The sequence below is a fragment of the Streptomyces sp. 7-21 genome (assembly GCF_016741785.1).
Classification (GTDB): Bacteria; Actinomycetota; Actinomycetes; order Streptomycetales; family Streptomycetaceae; genus Streptomyces.
In genome coordinates this window covers 80001-102962 of sequence record NZ_JAERRL010000003.1, presented here as the reverse complement: position 1 = coordinate 102962, position 22962 = coordinate 80001, and the positions used below count along the sequence as shown (strand labels likewise).

Sequence of the window (22962 nt, the reverse complement as noted above, 5' to 3'; positions counted from 1 at the left end):
CGCCGCCACCGGCGCCCGCGTCACCTACCGCCAGCTCGACGTCACCGACCGGGCGGCCGTCGCCGCCGTCGTCGCCGGCATCGACGCTCCGGACGCGCCGCTGCGCGGTGTGCTGCACTGCGCCGGCGTCCTGCGGGACGACTACATCATCCGCAAGGACCCGGCCGACATCCGCCGCGTGCTGGCCCCGAAGGTCGCCGGCCTGGTCGCCCTGGACGAGGCGACGGCCGGCACGGACCTGGACTTCCTGGTCTGCTTCGCCTCCACCTCCGGCGCGCTCGGCAACGCCGGGCAGGCCGACTACGCCCTCGGCAACGCCTTCATGGACGGCTTCGCCGCCTACCGCGAGGACCTGGTCAAGGCCGGGCTGCGGCGCGGCAGGACGCTGTCCATCGACTGGTCGCTGTGGCGCGACGGCGGCATGGGCATGGACGACCGGCAGCTGGAGCTGCTGGAGAAGCGGACCGGCCTGGTGCCGATCCCGCGCGAGGCCGGCGTCCGGGCGTTCTACCGCGCCCTGGCGTCGGGGCGGGCCCGCACCCTGTGCCTGACCGTGCGCGGCGCGCACCAGCTGCGCACCGCCACCGACCGGCTTGCCGCCGCGCCGCGCCCGGAGAAGCGGAACGCCGCCGGCGGCGACGCCGGGCCGGGCCGGGCCAGCGTCGTGACGTACCTGACCAACGTCACGGCTGCCGTGATGGAGATGCCGGCCGACATGATCGACCCCGAGACGCCGCTGGGGCAGTACGGCATCGACTCCATCAGCGTCATCCAGCTCACCGAGGAGCTGGAGAAGGACTTCGGCTCGCTGCCCAAGACGCTGTTCTTCGAGTACCAGACGCTGGCGGAGCTGAGCGACTACTTCCTGACCGCGCACGCCGCCGAGCTGTCCCGGCTGCTGGCCTCCGGCACCGCCACCGGCAAGCCGGCCGACGGGCCCGCGCCGCAGCAGCCGGACCAGCCGGTCCCGCCGGCCGACGCCGCCGCACCGGCGACGGGCCAGGTCGTCAGCCGCCGCGGCCGGTCCCGCTACGCCGGCGCGGCCGGCGAGGGCGGCGAGCACGACTCCGCGCCGTCCCGCGACATCGCCATCATCGGCCTGGCCGGCCGGTACCCGCAGGCCCCCGACCTCGACACGTTCTGGGACAACCTGCGCAACGGCCGCGACAGCGTCACCGAGGTCCCCGCGGACCGCTGGGACTACCGCGCCTACCACTACTCCGGCGACAAGACCAAGACCGGCGTGTACGCGCGCTGGGGCGGCTTCCTGGAGGGCGTCGACAAGTTCGACCCGCTGTTCTTCAACATCTCGCCGCGCGAGGCGGAGCTGATCGACCCGCAGGAGCGGCTGTTCCTCCAGTGCGCCTACGCCACCGTGCAGGACGCCGGGTACACGCCGCAGGACCTGGACGCGGCGAGCGGCGCCACCGGCAGGGCGGGCGTGTTCGTCGGCGTGATGACCACCGAGTACCAGCTGTTCGGGCTGGAGCGGCAGCTCGCCGGCACGCCCGTGGCGACCTCGGGGAACATCGCGTCCATCGCCAACCGCGTGTCGTACCAGCTGAACTTCAGCGGCCCGTCGATGTCGGTGGACACCATGTGCTCGTCGTCGCTGACGGCGATCAGCCTGGCGTGCGAGTCGCTGCGGCTCGGCGCCTGCGACGTGGCGCTGGCGGGCGGCGTGAACCTCTCGCTCCACCCGAACAAGTACCTGCTGCTGTCGCAGGGCAAGTTCGCCTCCAGCAAGGGACGCTGCGAGTCGTTCGGCGCCGACGGCGACGGCTACGTGCCGAGCGAGGGCGTCGGCGCGGTGCTGCTCAAGCCGCTCCAGGCGGCGCTGCGCGACGGCGACCACATCTACGGCGTCATCAGGGGCACGGCCGTCAACCACGGCGGCAAGACCAACGGGTTCACGGTGCCCAGCCCCAACGCCCAGGGCAGCGTCATCAGCCGGGCGCTCCACCAGGCCGGGGTGGACCCGCGCACCGTCAGCTACGTCGAGGCGCACGGCACCGGCACCAAGCTCGGCGACCCGATAGAGATCCGGGGCCTGTGCCAGGCGTTCGAAAGCACCGGGGACCGGCAGTTCTGCGCCATCGGCTCGGTGAAGTCCAACATCGGCCACGCCGAGGGCGCGGCGGGCATCGCCGGGCTGACCAAGGTGCTGCTCCAGATGCGGCACCGCACCCTGGTGCCCTCGCTCCACTCCGAGGTCCTCAACCCGCTCATCGACTTCGAGGACACGCCGTTCACCGTGCAGCGGCAGGTCGCCGAGTGGGCCAGGCCGGTCATCGAGGCCGACGGGCGCGCCCGTGAGTACCCGCGCATCGCGGCGCTGTCGTCGTTCGGCGCGGGCGGCTCCAACGCGCACGCCATCATCGAGGAGTTCACCGCCCCCGAGCCGGCGCCCGCGCGCCCCGGGCCGGTGGCCGTCGTGCTGTCCGCCAAGGGCGCCGACCGGCTGCGCGCCTCCGCCGAACGGCTGCTGGCGGCCGTGAACAGCGGGCGGTACACCGAGCCGGACCTGCGCTCCATCGCGTTCACCCTTCAGGCCGGGCGCGAGGCCATGACGCACCGCCTGGGCTTCGTCGCCACCGACCTGGGGCAGATCGCCGCGAAGCTGACGGCGTACCTCGACGGCGACGCGGCGGCCCAAGGCGTGCGCACCGGCGCGCCGTTCGCCGACGGCGCCGAGCCGGAACGCGCCCGCGAGACCGTGACCGTGACGCCCGCGGCGGCGGACAGCGCCGAGGACCTCGACGCCCTCATCCGCGCCTGGGTCAGCGGCGCCACCGTCAACTGGCGCGGCCTGTACGAGGGCACCCGCCCGCCGCGCCGGATCAGCCTGCCCACCTACCCGTTCGCCGAGGAGTCGTACTGGCTGCCCGGCGGCGGCGAGCAGCGGGTGCGGCTGGCTCCGGCCGCCGGCGCCCAGCCGCACCCGCTGCTGCACGAGAACACCTCCGACCTCGGCAGCCAGCGCTTCACCACCCGCCTGGCCGACGGGGATGAGGCGCCGGACCCGCTGGCGCGGCTGGAGATGGCCAGGGCGGCGGCCCTGCTCGCCACGCCCGGCGCCGAACCGGCGCGCCACGCCGTGCGGCTGACCGATGTGGCCTGGTACGACTGGCCCGCGGCGCCGGTGCCGGCCGTGCACGTCGCGCTGCTGCCCGCGCGCGGCGCCGGCGTGGAGTGGTCCGTGTACGCCGGTGACGGCGACGGCGAGGAGGAGCTGGTCGCCGCCGAGGGCACCGCGGCGCTGCTGGAGCACGCCGGCGACCCGGTGGACCTGGCCGCCGCGCGGCAGCGGTGCGACCAGCCGGCCGAGTGGGACGGGCCCGCGCGGCTGTGGACCGACGCCGGCGGCACCCGGCTGTACCTCGAACTCGACCCGGCGCCGGACGGCGGCCAGCACTCCGGCATGGCGCTGCTGGCGGCGGCGCGGACCGCGCTGGACGCCGTGCTGTCCCGCCTCGGCGAGCCGGGCACGGCCGTGCCGCTCGCCGCGCAGGACGTCACCTACGCGCCCGGCGGCGCGGCGCCCGCCCGCGCCGTGGCGCAGGTGCGGCCCGCGCCGGGCGGCGGCTCCTGGCTGCTCGACGCGGACGTGTGCGGCGAGGACGGCACCGCGCTGCTGACCGTGCGAGGGCTGACGGCCGGACCCGCCGCGACGGACGACGACGCTGCCCAGCCGGCCCAGCCGGCCGGGGAGGCGGCCGGGCCGGCGGCGGCGGGCGAGGCCGCCGCGACGGCGGAGCCCGGCCCCGGGCGGCGCCCGGAGATGGCCGGGTACTCGGTCGCCGAGTGCCTGGACTGGGAGGTCCGCGACGTCATCAGCCAGGTGCTCAAGCTGCCCGTGGACAAGCTCCAGTCGGGCGCCAACCTCCAGGACTACGGCTTCGACTCCATCAGCCTGGTGGAGTTCGCCGGCGTGCTCGGCGAGCGGATCGGCGTGGAGATCACGCCGGACGTGTTCTTCAGCTACCCGACGCTGACCGCGCTCTGCGGCCACCTGCTGGAGCAGCACGCCGAGCTGCTGGCCGCGTTCTACCGGCCGGGCGGCGAGGCGCCCGCGCCCGCCACGACGGCGCCCGCCACGGCGGGCACCGCGGGCACGGTGGCCCCGGCGGCCGGGCGCGAACGCCGCCGTCGCCGCCCCGCCGCCGCACGGGTGGCGCGCGGCGCCGCCGCCGTCGGCGCAGCCGAGGGCGCGCCGGAGCCGGTCGCGATCGTCGGCATGAGCGGCCGCTTCCCCGGCGCCCGCACTGTCGAGGAGCTGTGGTCGCTGCTGGCCGAAGGCCGCTCCGCCATCGGCGAGATGCCGCGCGAGCGCGCCGAGTGGTACTCGCCGCACCTCCCGGCCGCCGACCGCCGCATCGCCGCGATCCCCGGCGTGGCCGAGTTCGACCCGCTGTTCTTCGAGATCGCGCCGCGCGAGGCCGAGCTGATGGACCCGCGGCAGCGGCTGCTGCTGATGGAGATGTGGCGCGCCCTGGAGGACGCCGGCTGCGGCCCCGACCAGCTCGCCAGCGAAAAGGTCGGCGTGTTCGTCGGCGTCGAGGAGGGCGACTACCGCCACCTGGTGGACGGCGCCTCCAGCGTCACGTCCAACCACAACTCGATCCTGGCCTCCCGGCTGGCGTACTTCCTCAACCTGTCCGGCCCGAGCATCGCGCTCAACACCTCGTGCTCCTCCGGCCTGGTGGCGCTGCACGAGGCGTGCCTGAGCCTGCGGTACGGCGACTGCGACACCGCCATCGTCGCCGGCGCCAACATCCTCACCGACCCGCGCAGTTACGACTCGATGGCGCAGGCCGGGATGCTGTCCCCGGACGGCACCTGCTACGCCTTCGACCGCCGCGCCAACGGCATGGTGCCCGGCGAGGCCGTCGCCGTGCTCGTGCTGCGCCGGCAGCGCGCCGCCGAACGGGACGGGCACCGCGTGTACGCCACGATCCTCGGCAGCGGCGTCAACTACGACGGCAAGACCAACGGCATCACCGCCCCCAGCGGCCAGGCCCAGACCCGGCTGCTGCGCGAGGTCTACACCCGCTCGCGCGTCGCGCCCGAGTCGGTGGACTACCTCGTCACGCACGGCACCGGCACCCGGCTGGGCGACCCGGTCGAGATCAACGCCCTGGTCGACGCGTTCCGTCAGACCACGGACGCGACCGGCTTCTGCGCGCTGACCTCCACCAAGCCCAACGTCGGCCACACCCAGGCCGCCTCCGGCCTGGTCAGCGTCATCAGCCTGGCCCTGGCCATGCGCGAGGAGGCCATCCCGCCGTCGATCAACTGCGAGCAGCTCAGCGACTACATCCGCTGGGAGGACAGCCCGTTCTTCGTCAACCGCGAGCTGCGCCCGTGGCCCGCGAGCGAGGACCGGCCCCGCCGCGGCGGCGTGTCGTCGTTCGGCTTCAGCGGCACCAACGCCCACGTCATCCTGGAGGCCCACGAAACGGCCCGCGCCCACCAGCGGCGGCTCGACGAGCAGCCGGCCGCGCCGGCGTACCTGCTGCCGGTCTCCGGCCGCACCGAGGAGGCGATGCGGCAGTCCGTCACCGCGCTGGCGGACTTCCTTGAGGCGCGCGCGGATACCGGCCCCGGCTACCTGGCCTCCGTCAGCCACACCCTGATGTCCGGGCGGCACCACTTCGCGCACCGCTGCGCGGTCGTGGCACAGGACGCGGCGGACGCCGTGCGGCTGCTGCGCGCCGCCGCCGCGGGCGAACGGCAGCGCAAGGTGTATCTCGGCACCGTCACCCGGGACTTCACGCCTAACAGCCTGCTGCAGGACCTCGTGGACGAGGCGCCACGCAGCCGCGGCGACGGCGCCCGCTACCAGGAGCTGCTGCTGGCGCTGGCCGACCTGTACTGCCAGGGCTACCAGCCCAGGTCGCAGGACCTGTTCGACCGGCCGCCGCTGCGCGTGTCGCTGCCGGCCTACCCGTTCGCGCCCGAGACCTACTGGCCCGCGGAGACGACGCTGACGGGCGCCGCGGCCGCGCCGGGCACCGCGCGGCTGCACCCGCTGGTGCACGAGAACACCTCGGACATGACGGGCCAGCGGTTCACCTCGCGGCTCGGCGCGGACACGCCGCCCGGCATCGCCACGCCGGACGGCGACCTGTCGCCCGGCGCGCTGCTGGAGATGGCGCGGGCCGCCGTCTGGCTGAGCACCGGCCGCGGTGACGCCGCCGTCGAACTGTCCGACGTGCTCTGGCACGAGCCGCTTGCGCTCGGCGAGACGCCCCGGCCCGTGCACACCGCGCTGTTCCCCGCCGAGCGGGACACCGTCACCTGGCTCGTCGAGACCAACGACTCCGACGGCGGTGACGGTGACGCCGGCGACGCCGGCCCGGAGACGGCCGCCAGCGGCCGGGCCCGCCGCCTCACCGCCGCGGCGGAGCCCGGCGACGTGGCGGCGCTGGCCGCCGGCGCCGACGCTCCGGTGCCCGTCGCCGGCGAGGCGGTCGCGGGCGCCAAGCGCACCCCCGACGGCCGCCTGGCGATGCGGCTGGCGGACGGGCCCGCGCTCGCGCCGCGCCAGCTCGACGCCTGCCTCGACGCGCTGCGGCACGAGCAGGGCCTGCCGCCGGACGACGCGGTGCTCACCGCCGTCGCCACCGCCGTCTTCCACGGCGCGGACGCCGCCGCCTGGGCGCTCATCGACGCCCCGGCCGGCGCCGTGCTCCTGTACGACGGCGACGGCGCGCCCGTGGCTGAGCTGCGCGGCGTGGTCTTCGAGACGCTCGGCGAGCCGGAGCCGGCGGACGCCGCGGACGCCGGCGCCGGCGAGGCGGCCGAGGCGGCCGAGGTGGTGCCGCCCGGCCCCGGGCGGCGCCCGGAGATGGCCGGCTACACCGTCGCGCAGTGCCTGGCGTGGGAGCTGCGGGACGCGGTCAGCCAGCTGCTGAAGCTGCCGGTGGACAAGCTGGACGACGAGGCGAACCTCACGGACTACGGCTTTGACTCCATCAGCCTGGTGGAGTTCGCGGGCGTGCTGGGGGAGCGGACCGGCATCGAGGTCACGCCGGACGTGTTCTTCAGCTACCCCACGCTCGGCGGCCTGGCCGGCTACCTGATGGACAACCACGCCGAGCTGCTGGCGGAGTTCTACCGCGAGGGCTCCGATGGCTCCGGGAGCGCTGCCGCCCCGGCGCCGCGCGCCAGGCGGCGCCGCGCGGACCGGCCCGCGGTTCCCGCCCCGGCCCGGCGCCGCGCCGTGACCGGCCCGGTCACGGGCACAGGCGGCGGCGCAGCCGAGGGCGCGCCGGAGCCGGTCGCGATCGTCGGCATGAGCGGCCGGTTCCCCGGCGCCCGCACCGTCGGCGAGCTGTGGTCCGTGCTGGCCGAGGGCCGCTGCGAGATCGGGGAGATGCCGCGGGAGCGCGCCGAGTGGTGGGCCCCGGAGCTGTTCCGCGAGAACCGGCGGCTCGGTGCCGTGCCGGGCGTGGCCGAGTTCGACCCGAAGTTCTTCGAGATCTCGCCGCGCGAGGCCCTGGTGATGGACCCGCGGCAGCGGCTGCTGCTGATGGAGATGTGGCGGGCGCTGGAGGACGCCGGCTGCGGCCCCGACCAGCTTGGCCGCGAGAAGGTCGGCGTGTTCGTCGGTGTCGAGGAGGGCGACTACCGCTACCTCGTCGGCCAGGAGGCCACCGTCACCTCCAACACCAACTCCATCCTGGCGTCCCGGCTGGCGTACTTCCTGAACCTGTCCGGGCCCAGCATGGCCATCAACACCTCGTGCTCCTCCGGCCTGGTGGCGCTGCACGAGGCGTGCCTGAGCCTGCGGTACGGCGACTGCGACACCGCCATCGTCGCGGGCGTCAACGTTCTGGCCGACCCCCGCAGTTATGACGCCATGGCCGACGCGGGCATGCTGTCGCCGGACGGCACCTGCTACGCCTTCGACCGCCGCGCCAACGGCATGGTGCCCGGCGAGGCCGTCGCCGTGCTGGTGCTGAAGAAGCGCCGGGACGCCGAGCGCGACGGGCACCGCGTGTACGCCACGGTGCTCGGCAGCGGCGTCAACTACGACGGCAAGACCAACGGCATCACCGCCCCCAGCGGCCAGGCGCAGGCGCGGCTGCTGCGTGACGTGTACGCGCGGGCCGAGGTGGCGCCGGAGACGGTCGAACACCTCGTCACACACGGCACCGGCACCCGGCTGGGCGACCCGGTCGAGATCAACGCGCTGGCCGAGGCGTTCCGCGGCGCCACCGACCGCACCGGCTTCTGCGCGCTGACCTCCACCAAGCCCAACATCGGCCACACCCAGGCCGCTTCGGGGCTGGTCAGCGTCGTGGCGCTGGTGCTGGCGATGCGGAACGAGACGATCCCGCCGTCGATCAACTGCGAGGAGCTCAGCGACTACATCCGCTGGGACGAGAGCCCGTTCTTCGTCAACCGCGAGCCGCGCCCGTGGCCCGCGAGCGAGGACCGGCCCCGCCGCGGCGGCGTGTCGTCGTTCGGCTACAGCGGCACCAACGCGCACGTCATCGTCGAGGCGTGCGGCACGGAGCGGGAGGAGCGAGAGGCGCTGGAGAAGCAGCCCACGGCCCCCTCGTACGTGCTGCCGCTGTCGGCGAAGTCGGAGGAGTCGCTGACGCGGGCACTCGGCGCGCTGGCGGACTTCCTCGACGAGCGCACGGACGCCGGGCCCGGCTTCCTGGCCTCGGTCAGCCACACGCTGCGGGCCGGGCGGCACCACTTCGCGCACCGCTGCGCGGTCGTGGCCCGCGACCGGGACGACGCGGTGCGGCTGCTGCGGAAGGCGGCGGCGGGCGAGCGGCCGCTGAAGGTATGCCGGGGCACGGTCGCCCGCGACTTCGCGCCGAACGCGGCGATGGCCGCCGTGATGCGCGACCTGGTGGAGCAGGCCGTCGCCAGCCGGGACGACGCGGTGCGCTACCAGGAGCTGCTCCAGGCGCTGGCGGACATGTACTGCCAGGGCTACGACCCGGAGTTCGGCGGCCTGTGGGAGGAGACGCCGGCGCTGGTCTCGCTGCCGGCGTACGCCTTCGAGCACAAGCGGTTCTGGTTCGGTGAGCACGGCGCGCCGGCGGCCGTGGCGCGCCCGGTGCCGGTGGCCGAGGCGGCCCCCGCGCCGGCGCCCGCGCCCGTGGCCGAGCCGGTGGCCGAGCCGGTGCCCGCGCCCGTTCCGGCGCCGGTGAGCGCACCGGCGGGCGCACCGGCGGACGGGGGAGACGGCCGGGTCCGGCTGCGGCCAGTCGCCGAGGTGGCCGCCGACATGCACCGGCCCGCCGCGCCGGTGACCGCCCCGCGGGTGACGCTCCGGCCGCTGTCCGGCGCCACCGCCGCGCCCGTCACGGCGCCGGTCACTGCGCCGGTCAGCGAGCCGGTCGCTGCGCCTGTCACTGAGCCGGTCAGCGAGCCGGTCAGCGAGCCGGTCAGCGAGCCGGTCAGCGAGCCGGTCGCCCAGGCGGTTCCCGAGCCGGCCAGCGATGACCTGCTCGCCGAGCTGCGGGCGTCGCTGGCGCGGGAGCTGTTCGTGGAGGAGTCGGAGATCGATGTCGAGCTGAGTTTCACGGAGCTGGGGCTGGACTCGATCGTCGGCGTCGAGTGGATCCGCGCGGTCAACAAGCGCTACGGCACGTCGGTGAGCACCACGAAGATCTACCAGTACCCGAACCTGGTGGCCTTCGCCGAGTTCCTCGCCGGCGAGCTGCCGCAGGGCAGCGGCCCGGCGGCCGCCCCGGCCGCCCCGGCCGCCCCGGCCGCGCCCGCCGTCACCGCGGCCGCACCCGCCGCCGGGCCGGCCACTGCCCCGGTCGCTGCGCCCGCCACTGCGCCCGCCACCGGGACCGCGCTGTCCGCCGAGGAGCTGCTCGCCGAGCTGCGGGCGTCGCTGGCGCGGGAGCTGTTCGTGGAGGAGTCGGAGATCGATGTCGAGCTGAGCTTCACGGAGCTGGGGCTGGACTCGATCGTCGGCGTCGAGTGGATCCGGGCCGTGAACAAGCGGTTCGGTACCTCGGTGAGCACCACGAAGATCTACCAGTACCCGGACCTCCTCCAGTTCGCCGCCTTCCTGGCGGGCGAGCTGCCGCAGGCAACCGCTCCGGCCGCCCGCCCGGCCGCCGAGCCGGAAGCCCGGCCGGAACCGGATGACCAGCCGGAACCGCAGGCCCGGCCGGAGGCCGCGCCGCCCGTGGACCTCGTCGCCGAGCTGCGGGCGTCGCTGGCGCGGGAGCTGTTCGTGGAGGAGTCGGAGATCGATGTCGAGCTGAGCTTCACGGAGCTGGGGCTGGACTCGATCGTCGGCGTCGAGTGGATCCGCGCGGTCAACAAGCGCTACGGCACGTCGGTGAGCACCACAAAGATCTACCAGTACCCCAACCTGCGCCAGTTCGCCGAGTTCCTCGCCGGCGAGCTGCCCCAGGGCACCGCCCCGGACGCCGTCGCCGGGGACGACGACCTCGACCAGGTGCTCACGCAGGTCTACGACGGCTCGATCGACATTCGGCAGGCCGAGGCTCGCCTGTCCGCACAGGCGAAGGAGGCATGACGGTGAACCTGGAAGAGATTCTCACCGCGCTGCGGGAGAAGCGGGTCACCCCCGAGGAGGCCCGCGCACTGCTGCGGGCCCGGGGCGCCAGCGTCCCCGCCACGCAGGGCGTCCCCGCGCCCGGCCGTCCCGCCGCCCGGCCCGCCCCCGCCGCCCCGGCCGAGGCCGCCGGCCGGGACGGGCGGGACGACGACGGCGGCCCGATCGCCATCGTCGGTATGTCCGGCCGCTACGCCACCGCGGCCGACCTGGAGGAGTACTGGTCGCTGCTGGCCGAGGGCCGCAGCGGCGTGCGGGAGATACCGTCCTCGCGCTGGGACATGGACCGGTACTACGACCCGGCCGTCGGCAAGGAAGGCTCCATCTACTGCCGGTGGATGGGCATGCTCGACGGCCCCGACCGGTTCGACTCGTTCTTCTTCGAGATCTCCCCCTCCGAGGCGGAGACGATGGATCCGCAGCACCGGATCTTCCTCGAAGAGGGCTACCGGGCCTTCGAGGACGCCGGATACACCCGGCAGGACCTCGACGGCGCCAACTGCGGCGTCTACCTGGGCATGGCCAACGGTGACTACCAGCACCTGGTCAACCAGCACGCCGCCGAGCACCCCTCCGTCACCAGCGTCAGCAACGCCATCGCGGCCGGGCGGCTGGCCTACTACCTCAACCTCAAGGGCCCGGCCCTGACGGTCGACACGGCCTGCTCCTCCTCGCTGGTGTGCGTCCACCTGGCCGCCCAGGCGCTGCGCAGCGGCGAGGTCGACATGGCGCTGGCCGGCGGCGTCTCGCTGTACCTGACGCCCGACGGCTACATGCACATGTGCGCGGCCGGCATGCTCTCGCCCGACGGCAGGTGCAAGTCGTTCGACAACAGCGCCGACGGCTTCGTCGCGGGCGAGGGCGCGGGCGCCGTCGTGCTCAAGCGGCTCGCCGACGCCGAACGCGACGGCGACCACATCTACGGCCTCATCACCGCCAGCGGCATCAACCAGGACGGCAAGACCAACGGCATCACCGCGCCCAACCTCGGCAGCCAGATCGAGCTGGTCAAGGCCGTCTACGGCCGCCACGGCATCGCGCCCGACACCATCAGCTACGCCGAACTCCACGGCACCGGAACCAAGCTGGGCGACCCGATCGAACTCGAGGCGCTGGCGACGGCGTTCCGCACCTGGACGGACCGCGAGAACTTCTGCGCCATCGGCTCGGTGAAGTCGAACATCGGCCACATGTCGGCCGCGGCGGGCGTCGCCGGGCTCCACAAGATCCTGCTGTCGATGCGGCACCGCACCCTGGTGCCGACGCTCCACGTCCGCACCCCTAACGAGCACTTCGACTTCGCGCGCTCGCCGTTCACCCTCAGCACCGAGACCCGCGAATGGCGTCCCGCGCCCGGCGCACCGCTGCGGGCCTGCCTCAGCTCGTTCGGCTTCAGCGGCACCAACGCCCACGTCGTCGTCGACGAGTACCAGCCCGCGGCCCGGCCGCGCCCGGCCGCCCGGCCCGCCGGCACCGAGCGGGCCTACCCGCTGTCGGCCAAGACCGAGCCGCAGCTGCGGGAGTACGCCAGGCGGCTGGCGCGCTTCCTCGCCGCGCACGAGGACACCGATCTCGCCGACGTGGCGTACACGCTGCGTACCGGCCGCGAGGCCATGCGCGAGCGGCTCGCCGTCGTCGCCACCGGCCGGGACGAACTCATCGCCGCACTGGAGGAGTTCGCGGACACCGGCGCCACCGGGCCGCGCGTCCACCGGGGCACTCTGACGGGCCGGCCGCCGCGGCGCCGCGACGACGGCCCGGCCGGGCTGCCCGCCGCGGAGTCGGCGTGCCGGTGGGTGCGGGGCGAACCGCCCGGCTGGGCCGCCGAGAGCGGCCCGGCGCCGCGCCGCGTGCCGCTGCCCACCTACCCGTTCGAGCGCAAGCGCCACTGGTACACCCCGGACGAGGGCGCCATCCCGGCCACCAGCCGGGCCCTCGCCCCGGCGGCGGGCGGCGGGCCGGCGCCGCTGCACCCCCTGGTCCACGAGAACGTCTCCGACTTCTCCCGGCAGCGGTTCCGCTCGGTCTTCACCGGCGCGGAGTTCTTCCTGGCCGACCACCGCGTCGGCGGCGAACCGGTGCTGCCCGGCGCGGCCATCGTCGAACTGGCCCGCGCGGCCGGCGAACTGTCCGCCCGGCGGCCCGTCGCCGAGGTCGCCGACGTGGTGTGGGCGCGCCCCGTGCGCCACCGCGGCGCCGCCACCACCGTGGAGATCACGCTCTACCCCGACGCCGAACCCGCGGGTGACGCCGCTGACTTCGAGGTACGCGTGCGGGAGCAGGACACCGACGACGAGGGCACGCTGTGCGCCACCGGCACGCTCCGCTACGCCGCCGAGGGCTCCGGCACCGGCGCGCCCGCGGCACCGCTGGACCTCGCCGCCGTGCGCGCCCGCTGCCAGGACCGGCTCGGCCCCGCCGAGCTGTACCCCGCCGGCGGCCGCAGCGACGAGGGCGTGCACTACGGCCCGGCGTTCCGCACCGTCAGGGAACTGGTCCACAACGGCGGCGAGGCGCTGGCCACCCTCGCCCCGGCGTCCGGCGACACCGCACCGTTCGCCCTGCACCCGGCGCTGCTGGACGGCGCCTGGCAGGCCATCCGGCCGCTGGTGGGCGACGGCGGGCCGTACCTGCCGTTCGCCGTGGACCGGGTGCGCTGCCTCGCGCCGCTGACGGCGTCCGCCAGCGCGCCTGCCCACGCGCACGTCCGGCCCGCCGCCGCGGCGTCCGGCGCGGGCGGCCGGTCGTTCGACGTGACCCTCACGGCCGGCGACGGCACCGTCGCCGCCGAGATCACCGGCTTCACCGTCGCCGCCGCGGCCGGCACCGGCGCCGGGGCCAGCGCCCCGGCCAGCGGCACGGGATCCGGCGAGGCGGCGGCCGACGAGGCGCTGTTCCTCACCCAGGAATGGCGGCCCGCGCCGCTGCCGGAGCCCGCCGCCGCGCGCGGCGCCACCCACACGCTGCTGCTGTTCGCCGACGGCTCCCCGCTCGGCGAGGCGGCCCGCGCCGCCGCCGCGTCCGCCGGCACGGTCGTCGAGGCCGCCGCGGGCGGCGAGTTCAGCGGCGCCGGCGACAGCGCCAGCTTCACCGTCCGGCCCGGCGAGGAGGACGACTACGCCCGGATGCTGGCCGCGCTGCGCGGCGCCGGCCGCCAGCCCGACCGGATCGTCGTCCTCGCGCCCGGCGCCGGGGAAACCCCGGGCGACGGCCTGCCGCCCGTGCACGCGCTGGCCCGCGCCCTGGTGGCCAGCTCCCCGCGCCGCCACACCGAGCTGCTGTACGTCTACGCCGCCGGCCCCGAGCCGGAGCCCGGGCACCGCGCCATGGCCGGCTACCTGCGGGCGCTCGCCAAGGAGGACTCCCGGCTGGCCGCCCGGACCGTCGGCGTCACCGGCCCGGACGCGGCCGCCGCGCTGCGCCGCGAGTTCGCGGCGGGCACCGGCGCCACCGACGCCTGGTGGGACGGGGACACCCGCCGCGAACTGACCACCACCGAGGTGACCGCGCCCGCGTCCGGCGGCGCCGGCGGCCCCGCGCCCGCGTTCCGCGAGGGCGGCGTGTACCTCATCACCGGCGGCCTCGGCGGCCTCGGCCTGGTCTTCGCCCGCTACCTCGGCGCCCGGTACCGCGCCCGGCTGGTCCTGGCCGGCCGCCGCGAGCTGGACGAGACGATGCGCGCCGCCCTGCGCACGGTCACCGAGGCCGGGGCCGAGGCCGAGTACGTCGCGGCCGACGTCGCCCGCCGCGAGGACGTGGCGCGGCTCGTTGCCCGGGCCCGCGAGCGGTTCGGCCGCGTGGACGGCGTGCTGCACGCGGCGGGCACGCTGCGCGACGCATTCGTCCGCAACAAGTCCGCCGCCGACGCTGCCGCCGTCCTCGCCCCGAAGGTCGCCGGCACGCACCACCTCGACGAGGAGCTGCGCGGCGAACAGCTCGACGTCTTCGTGCTGTTCTCGTCCACCTCCGCGATGCTCGGCAACGTCGGCCAGACCGACTACTGCTACGCCAGCGCCTACCAGGACGGCTTCGCGCACGCCCGGGAGCGCCTGCGCGCCGCGGGCGAGCGCAGCGGGCGGACCCTGTCGGTCGGCTGGCCGTACTGGGCCGACGGCGGCATGGCGATCGGCGCTGACGCGGCCCGGCAGATGCGGGAGCGGCTGGGCCTGGCGGCGCTGGGCGCCGAGGAAGGCTGCCGCGCCCTGGAGGCCGCGCTGGCGCTGCCCGCGCCGCACCTGGCGTACGTCACCGGCGACGCGGCGGCCATCCGCCGCACCTTCCGCGTCCCCGGCGCCGCGCCGGAGCCCGCGGCCCCCGCGGCGTCCCCGGCCCCGGCGGCGTCCCCGGCCCCGGCGGCGGACGCGGCCGGCCAGGCCGCGCTGCGCGAGCGGCTGGTCGCCTACCTCTCCGGCGTGCTGACCGAGGTCACCAAGACCGACGCCGAAAAGATCGACGCGGCCGACTCGTTCGACGTGTTCGGCATCGACTCGATCATCATGATGAGCCTGACGCGGCGCCTGGAGGAGGACTTCGGGGAGCTGCCCAAGACGCTGTTCTTCGAGTACAACTCCCTTGCCGAGCTGGCCGGTTACTTCCTCGACCAGCGGGCCGGCGACGTGCGGCGGCTCTTCGGCACCCCCGCGCCGGCCGCCGCGCCCGCCGCCGCACCGGCCGCGCCCGCCGCGGGTGAGCGTGCCCCGGTGGCCCGCCGTGCCCGGTTCGCCGCCTCCCGCCCGGCGCGCGGCGGCGGCCGCGGGCGGCGCGACGGCACGCACGACATCGCCATCATCGGCATCAGCGGCCGGTACCCGGACGCCGACGACCTCGACGAGTTCTGGGCCAACCTGCGCTCGGGAACCGACTCCATCCGCGAGGTGCCCGCCGACCGCTGGGACCACTCCCGGTACACCTCCAGCGACGGCACGCCCGGCACCGCGTACGCCCGCTGGGGCGGATTCCTGCGCGACGTCGACCGGTTCGACCCGCTGTTCTTCCAGATCATGCCGGGCGAGGCGGACTTCCTCGACCCGCAGGCGCGGCTGTTCCTCCAGGCCGCGTGGCACGCCATCGAGGACGCCGGGTACACCCGGCAGTCGCTGGCCGGCCAGACGGTGGGCGTGTACGTCGGCGTGATGTACGGCATGTACGAGCTGTTCCACGGCGAGATCAAGGGCCACACGGTCCCGGTGTCCTCGTCGTTCTCGGCGATCGCCAACCGCGTGTCGTACTTCATGGACTTCAACGGCCCCAGCATGGCCGTCGACACCATGTGCTCGTCCTCGCTGACGACGATCCACCTGGGCTGCGAGTCGATCCGCCGGGGCGAGAGCGACGTCGTCATCGCCGGCGGCGTCAACGTCACCATCCACCCGCACAAGCTGATCCTGCTCAGCCAGGGCAAGTTCGCCGCCACCGACGGGCGGTGCCGCAGCTTCGGCGAGGGCGGCGACGGCTACGTGCCGGGCGAGGGCGTCGGCGCGGTCGTGCTGAAGTCGCTGGACCGGGCCATCGCCGACGGCGACCACATCCACGCCGTCATCAAGGGCAGCGCCATCAACGCCGGCGGCAAGACCTCCGGGTTCACCGTGCCCAACCCCACGGCCCAGGCCGAGCTGATCCAGGCAGGGCTCGCCGACGCGGGCGTCGACCCGGCCACCATCAGCTACCTGGAGGCGCACGGCACCGGCACCGCGCTCGGCGACCCCATCGAGATCACCGCGCTCACCAAGGCGTTCGGCGGGCGGCGCCCGGACGGCGACCGCTGCGCGATCGGCTCGGTGAAGTCGAACATCGGGCACCTGGAGTCCGCCGCCGGGATCGCGGCGCTCAGCAAGGTCGTGCTCCAGATGCGGCACCGGCAGCTCGTGCCGTCGCTGCACTCTGCCCGGCTCAACCCGTACATCGACTTCGCCGCCAGCCCGTTCACCGTCCAGCAGGAGCTCCAGCCGTGGGAGCCGGGGCCGCACCCGCGCCGCGCCGGGATCAGCTCCTTCGGCGCGGGCGGCGCCAACGCCCACCTCGTCGTCGAGGAGTACCAGGCGCCGCCCGAGCCCGAGGCGCCCGCCGAGCCGCGGCTGTTTGTGTTCTCGGCGCGCGACGCCGACCGGCTGCGCGAGCTGGCCGCCCGCTTCCTCGCCGCCGCCGAGGGCAGCCCCGCCGGGGGCAGCCCCGCCGAGAGCGGCGCGAGCAGCGGCGCCGGTCACGCCGCCGCCCGCCGGCCGGAAGTGCTGCGCGCGCTGCGGGCCCGCCTGGCCGGGCAGCTCGGCGTCGCCGAGGACGACATCGAGCCGGACGTGCCGCTGGCCGAGCTGGGCCTGGACCTGGTCGGCCAGGAGCTGTTCCGCGACTGGGTCGCCGCCGAGTACGGCACGGACGCGGTCGCGGACAGCGCGCCGCGCGACCTGGCCGCGTGGGCCGACGCCGTCGCCCGCGCCACCGCCACCGAAGTCGGCGACGCCGAAGAGCCGCCCGCGCCACGGCCGTTCGGCGGCGCCTCGCTCGCCTCCGTCGCCTACACCCTCCAGGCCGGCCGGGAGGCGATGGAGGAGCGGCTGGCGATCGTCGCCGACGGCATCGGCGAACTGCGGGACCTGCTGCGCCGGTTCCTGGCCGGCGAGGACGCGCCCGGCCTGTTCACCGGCAACAGCCGCGACGCCCGGCGCGGCCAGTCCAAGCAGCTGCTGGAGCTGGTCAGCGACTCCGCCCTCACCGGGCAGCTGCTGCGCGACCGCGAGCTGCACAAGGCCGCCCAGCTGTGGGTCGCGGGCGTCGCCCTGGACTGGGCGCAGCTGTACGACGGGCGCCCGCCGCGCCGCGTGCCGCTGCCCGGCTACCCGTTCGCCCGCGAACGCTGCTGGGTGGACGGCATGCTGGTGGCCGGCGAGTCCCAGGCGGCCGCCCCAGGCGGTGAGCGGCTCCACCCGCTGCTGCACCGCAACAGCTCCACGCTCGAAGGGCTGCGCTTCACCACCGAGTTCACCGGCGAGGAGTCCGTCCTCACCGACCACCGCGTCGGCGGCCGCAAGCTGCTGCCCGCCGTCGCCTACCTGGAGATGGCGCTGGCCGCCGTCCGCGAGGCACTGCCGGAGCGGGCCCGCGGCGCCGGGCTGCGGCTGAGCGACGTGGTGTGGCTGCGGCCGTTCACCGTCGAGGACGGCGGGCGGGCGCTGCACGTGTCGCTGACGCCGGGCCAGGAGGGCGCCGTCTCCTTCCGCGTCCACAGCACCGGCCCCGGCGGCGAGGAGGTGCCGCACTGCCAGGGCACGGTGGTGGTGCAGGCGGCCGGTGCCGGGCAGCCGCCCGCGCTGGACCTGGCCGCGCTGCGCGCCGCCGGGCGGCGCCGCGTGGACGGCGACTGGTGCTACGAGGCGTTCCGCCGCATGGGCATCGACTACGGGCCGGCGCACCGCGCCATCGAGGCCGTGTACCGGGGCGAGGACGACGTGCTCGTCGCGCTGCGCCTCGGCGGCCAGACGGCGGACACCGGCGGCTACACGCTGCACCCCGGGCTGCTGGACTCGGCGCTCCAGGCGACGCTGGCCCTCGGGCTGCCCGCCGACCCCGACACCCCGCTGCCCGGCGGTGACGACCGCGAATCCGGCGGCGGCTCGGCCGAACTGCCCTTCGCCGTCGGCGAGGTGACCGTTACCGGCGCGATGACACCGGTGATGTGGGCCCACCTGCGGCCCGCCGACGGCGGGGAGGCCAACCGCGTCACGAAGGTGGACATCACGCTGTCCGACGAGGCCGGCCGCGTCGCGGCGCGGCTGCGGGACGTCGCGTTCACCACCTACACCTTCGAGGACGCCCCCGCCCCGGAGCGTGAACCGGCCGCGGACCGGCTGCTGTTCGCGCCGCGCTGGCAGGAGCGCGCCCTCGCGCCCGGCGGCCCGGACACCGCCGTCGACGCCTGGTTCGTGCTGGTGTGCGACGCCGCCGGCAACCGGCTCGACGGCCTCGCAGAGCTGCTGCCCGGCGCGGAGGTGACCGTTCTGGCCAGCGACGCGCCGGAGCCGGCCGCCCGCTACCAGGACCACGCGCTGCGGCTGCTGGAGCGGACCCGGGAGATCCTGGCCGCCCACCGCAGGGACCGGCTGCTGGTGCAGGTCGTCGTCCCCGGTGGCGAGGAGCACGCGGCGTGGGCGGGGCTTGGCGGCTTCCTCCAGACCCTCCACAGCGAGCACCCGGCCGTGCTGGCCCAGCTGGTGCGGGTCCCGGACGCCTGGGATGCGGCCGAGGCGGCGCGGCGGCTGAGCGAGGAGCGCCGCGCGCCGGCTGACCAGCTCGTCCGCTACGCGCCCGACGGCACCCGCGCCGTCCGCGCCTGGGAGGAGCTGCCCTGGCCCGCCGGCGAGCCGGCCGGGGCGCGCCCGTGGCGCGACGGCGGCGCCTACCTCATCACGGGCGGTGCCGGCGGTCTCGGCGCGCTGATGGCCCGCCAGATCGCGCGCGAGGCGCGCGGCGTGCGGCTGGTGCTCACCGGCCGGTCCGAGGAGACCGAGGCGGTGCGGGCGCTGCTGGGCGCCCTGCGCGCCGACGGCGCCACCGCCGAGTACGTGCGCGCCGACGTCACCGACGCCGACGCGATGCGCGACCTGGCCGCCCGGCTCGGGGAGCACGACGGCCCGCTCGGCGTGCTGCACTGCGCGGGCGTCACGCGGGACCGGCTGATCACCGGCAAGGAGCCGGCCGAGGCGCGTGCCGTGCTGGCGCCGAAGACCGCCGGGCTCGTCGCCCTCGACGAGGCCACGGCCCGGCTGCCGCTCGACGTCTTCCTGGTGTTCTCCTCCCTGGCGGGAGCGGCCGGCAACGTCGGGCAGGCCGACTACGCCGCCGGCAACGCCTTCATGGACCACTACGCGGCGCACCGGGCCGCCCTGGCCGCCCGGGGCGAGCGGCACGGCCGGACGCTGTCGGTCAACTGGCAGCTGTGGCGCGACGGCGGCATGGGCATCAGCGAGGAGCAGGCCCGCGCCGCGGCGGCCACGGCCGGACTGGCCGTGCTCGACCGGGACACCGGCCTGGCCGTGCTGCGCGGCTGCCTGGCCACCGGCGAGAGCCAGCTGCTGCCGCTCGTCGGCGACGCGGCCCGGCTGCGCGCCTACCTGGCCGCCCAGACCCGCAACGCGCTGCCGGAGCCGGCGGCCCCCGCGGCGCCCGGGACGGCCGGCACCGGGCCGGCGTCCGCTGGGCCCGGGGAGCAGCCGCGTGCCGACCGCGCCGAGGCGCTGGCCGGGGCGCTGAAGGAGATCGTCTCCGAAGAGATCAGGCTCGATGCCGCCCGCATCGACGCCCACCTGCCGTGGGAGAGCTACGGCATCGACTCGGTCATGATCATCAACCTGACGCAGCGCCTGGAGGAGCACTTCGGTGCGCTGCCGAAGACCGTGTTCTTCGAGAACCAGACGCTCGGCGAGCTGGCGCAGGCCCTCAGCGAGAGCCACCCGCGTGAGACGGCTGCGCTGCTGGGCGACGGCGCCGGGGAGCCCGGGCCGGACCGCGCGGACGCCCCCGGGACGGCGACGGCTCCCGTGGCCGGTCCCCAGGCCGCTGCCGTGACGGCGGACGCCTGGCGCACCGGCTGGAGCCCGGCCGCCGCTCCCGCCCCGGCACCGGAGCCGGCGCCGGCACCTGCCCCGGCCGCCGCGGCGGCGCCCGCCCCGGCGGACGGCAGCCTGGACATCGCGATCGTCGGCCTCGCCGGCCGCTACCCCGGCGCCCCCGACATCGCCTCCTACTGGGACAACCTGCGCGAGGGCCGGGACTGCGTCACGGAGATCCCCGCCGACCGGTGGGACAACTCCCCGTACTACAGCCCGGAACCCGGCCGCCAGGACCGCAGCTACGCCAAGTGGGGCGGATTCCTCGACGACGCCGCCTGCTTCGACTCGCTGTTCTTCAACATCTCGCCCAGCGAGGCGGAGATCATCGACCCGCAGGAGCGCGTCTTCCTGGAGTGCGTCCACCACGCCCTGGAGGACGCCGGCTACACCCGCGCCTCGCTCGCCCGCGCCGCCTCCGGCGACGGACTGCCGGGCCAGGTCGGCGTGTTCGTCGGCGTGATGTACGAGGAGTACCAGCTGTACGCGGCGCAGGAGCAGCTGCGCGGCCGCATGATCACCCTCAACGGCAGCGCCGCCTCCATCGCCAACCGGGTCTCCTACCACTACGGCTTCCACGGCCCGTCGCTGGCGACCGACACCATGTGCTCCTCGTCGCTCGTCGCAGTCCACCTGGCCTGCCAGGCGCTGCGCTCCGGCGAGTGCGAGGCCGCGATCGCGGGCGGCGTCAACCTCAGCCTGCACCCCAGCAAGTTCCTGATGCTGGGCAAGAACCGCTTCGCCTCCACGCGCGGCCGGTGCGAGTCGTTCGGCGCGCACGGCGACGGCTACGTGCCGGGCGAGGGCGTCGGCGCCGTGCTGCTGAAGCCGCTGGCGAAGGCCGAGGCCGACGGCGACCACATCTACGGCGTCATCAAGGGCACCGCCGTCACCCACGACGGCAAGACCAACGGCTACACCGTGCCCAACCCGCACGCCCAGACCGACGCCATCCGCCGCGCCGTGCGCCAGTCCGGCGTGGACCCGCGGGCCATCACCTACATCGAGGCGCACGGCACCGGCACCCGGCTCGGTGACCCGATCGAGATGGCCAGCCTCGTCAAAGCCCTGGGCACCGGCGGCGGTCACGGCGAGCGCTACATCGGCTCCGCCAAGTCGAACATCGGCCACTGCGAGAGCGCGGCTGGCATCGCGGGCATCAGCAAGGTGCTGCTCCAGCTGCGGCACGGCGAGATCGCGCCGTCGCTGCACTCCGCCGAGCTGAACCCCGAAATCGACTTCGAGGCCGCCGCATTCACCGTGCCGCAGCGGCTGACCGAGTGGCGCCGCCCGGTGGTGGACGTCGACGGCGTCCCGGTGGAACGGCCGCGCGTCGCGGGCGTCTCCAGCTTCGGCGCGGGCGGCACCAACGCCCACGTCGTCATCGAGGAGTACCGGGGCGCCACCGCCCGCCGCGCCGAGCCGGACGGCCCGGCCCGGCCCGTGACGCCCGTGATGATCCCGCTGTCCGCGCGCCGCGAGGACCAGCTGCGGGACGTCGCCGCCCGGCTCCACGCCTGGCTGCGGGAACGCGAGCTGACGGCGGCCGGGCTGGCCGACGTCGCCTACACCCTCCAGACCGGCCGCGAGGCGTTCGAGGAGCGCATCGGCTTCGTCGCCGCCTCCCAGGCCGAACTGGAGCGGGCGCTCGCCGCCTACCTCGACGGCGGCGAGGCGCCGCACCGCGGCCAGGCCGAGTGGCGCCACCCCGGCGCGCCCGCGCTGCCGCCTGACCCCGGCGTGATGGCCGAGGCCAGGGCCCGCTGCGAGGCGGGGGAGTGGGGCGCCGTCCTCGACCTGTGGACCGGCGGCCACGACCTGGACTGGGACGCGCTCGGCGTGACCGAGGGCCGCACCCGCGTTAGCCTGCCGGGCTACCCGTTCGCCCGGGTGCGGCACTGGCTGCCGTCGCCGGAGGCCACCCGGCCGCTGCCGGACCGGCCGCGGCTGCACCCGCTGGTGCACGAGAACCGGTCGTCGTTCTTCGAGCAGCGGTTCACCACCGTGCTCGGCGGCGACGACCCCGTCCTGGCCGACCACGTCGTCGGCGGGCGGCGGGTGCTGCCGGGCGCCGCCACGCTGGAGATGGCGCGCCTGGCCGGCGCGCTCAGCCTGGACCACCAGGTGGTGGCGGTGCGGGACGTGCTGTGGCTGCGGCAGATCGAGGCGGCGGGCGACGACCCCGTCGAGGTCACGGTGCGGCTCTTCCCCGAGGAGTCGTCCGTGCTGGTGCGGGTGAGCCTGGACGACGAGCCGGTGCCCGAGCGCCGCGTCTGCATGGAGGCGCGCATCGACATCGGCGCCGGTCTCCCGCCGGCCGAGACCCTCGACCTGCCCGCCCTCGTCGCCGCCTGCGACCACAAGCTCCCGGGCGCCGACGGCTACGCCGCCATGGCGGCGGCCGGGCTCGTCAACGGGCCCTCGTTCCAGGTCATCGACGAGATCCGGTTCGGCCAGGACGAGGCGGTGGCGCTGCTGTCGCTGCCGCCGGCCGCCCGGCCGGGCCACCCCGACGACGTGCTCCGGCCCGAACTCGTCAACGGCGTCTTCCAGTCCGTCATCGCCCTGATGGGGGGCGACGGCGACGGGCGGCTGTTCCTGCCGTTCGCCGTGGGAGCCGTCACCATCGCCGGGCCGCTGCCCCACGACTGCGTCGCCCACATCCGCCGCGCCGGGCACCGGCCTCAGGGGCGCGACGCCATCCACCGTTTCGACATCACCGTGACCGACCAAGCTGGCACGGCGCTCGTCACCGTGCGCGACTACGCCCTGAAGTCGACGCCGGCCGAGGGCTGA

General features: G+C 75.7%; 2 protein-coding genes (1 of these 2 cut by a window edge). Both read left to right on the top strand.

All coding sequences use genetic code 11. The annotated features are described in order from the left end of the window. Window positions 1-10528 carry the 3' portion of an SDR family NAD(P)-dependent oxidoreductase gene (locus JK356_RS04405; RefSeq protein ID WP_201866194.1) on the top strand. Its footprint begins 4769 nt before the window's first position, so only the last 10528 of its 15297 coding nucleotides appear in the window; its start codon lies beyond the left edge, outside the window; it ends in the stop codon at window positions 10526-10528. Then, window positions 10525-22962: an SDR family NAD(P)-dependent oxidoreductase gene (locus tag JK356_RS04400; protein WP_201866193.1), complete on the top strand. Its 12438-nt coding sequence runs from the start codon at window positions 10525-10527 to the stop codon at window positions 22960-22962. The genes JK356_RS04405 and JK356_RS04400 overlap by 4 nt, the downstream gene beginning before the upstream one ends.

What these genes read in the sequence shown, in the direction of transcription:
- JK356_RS04400 (WP_201866193.1), top strand. Translation starts at nt 10,525, where the DNA reads ATGACGGTGAACCTGGAAGAGATTCTCACCGCGCTGCGGGAGAAGCGG.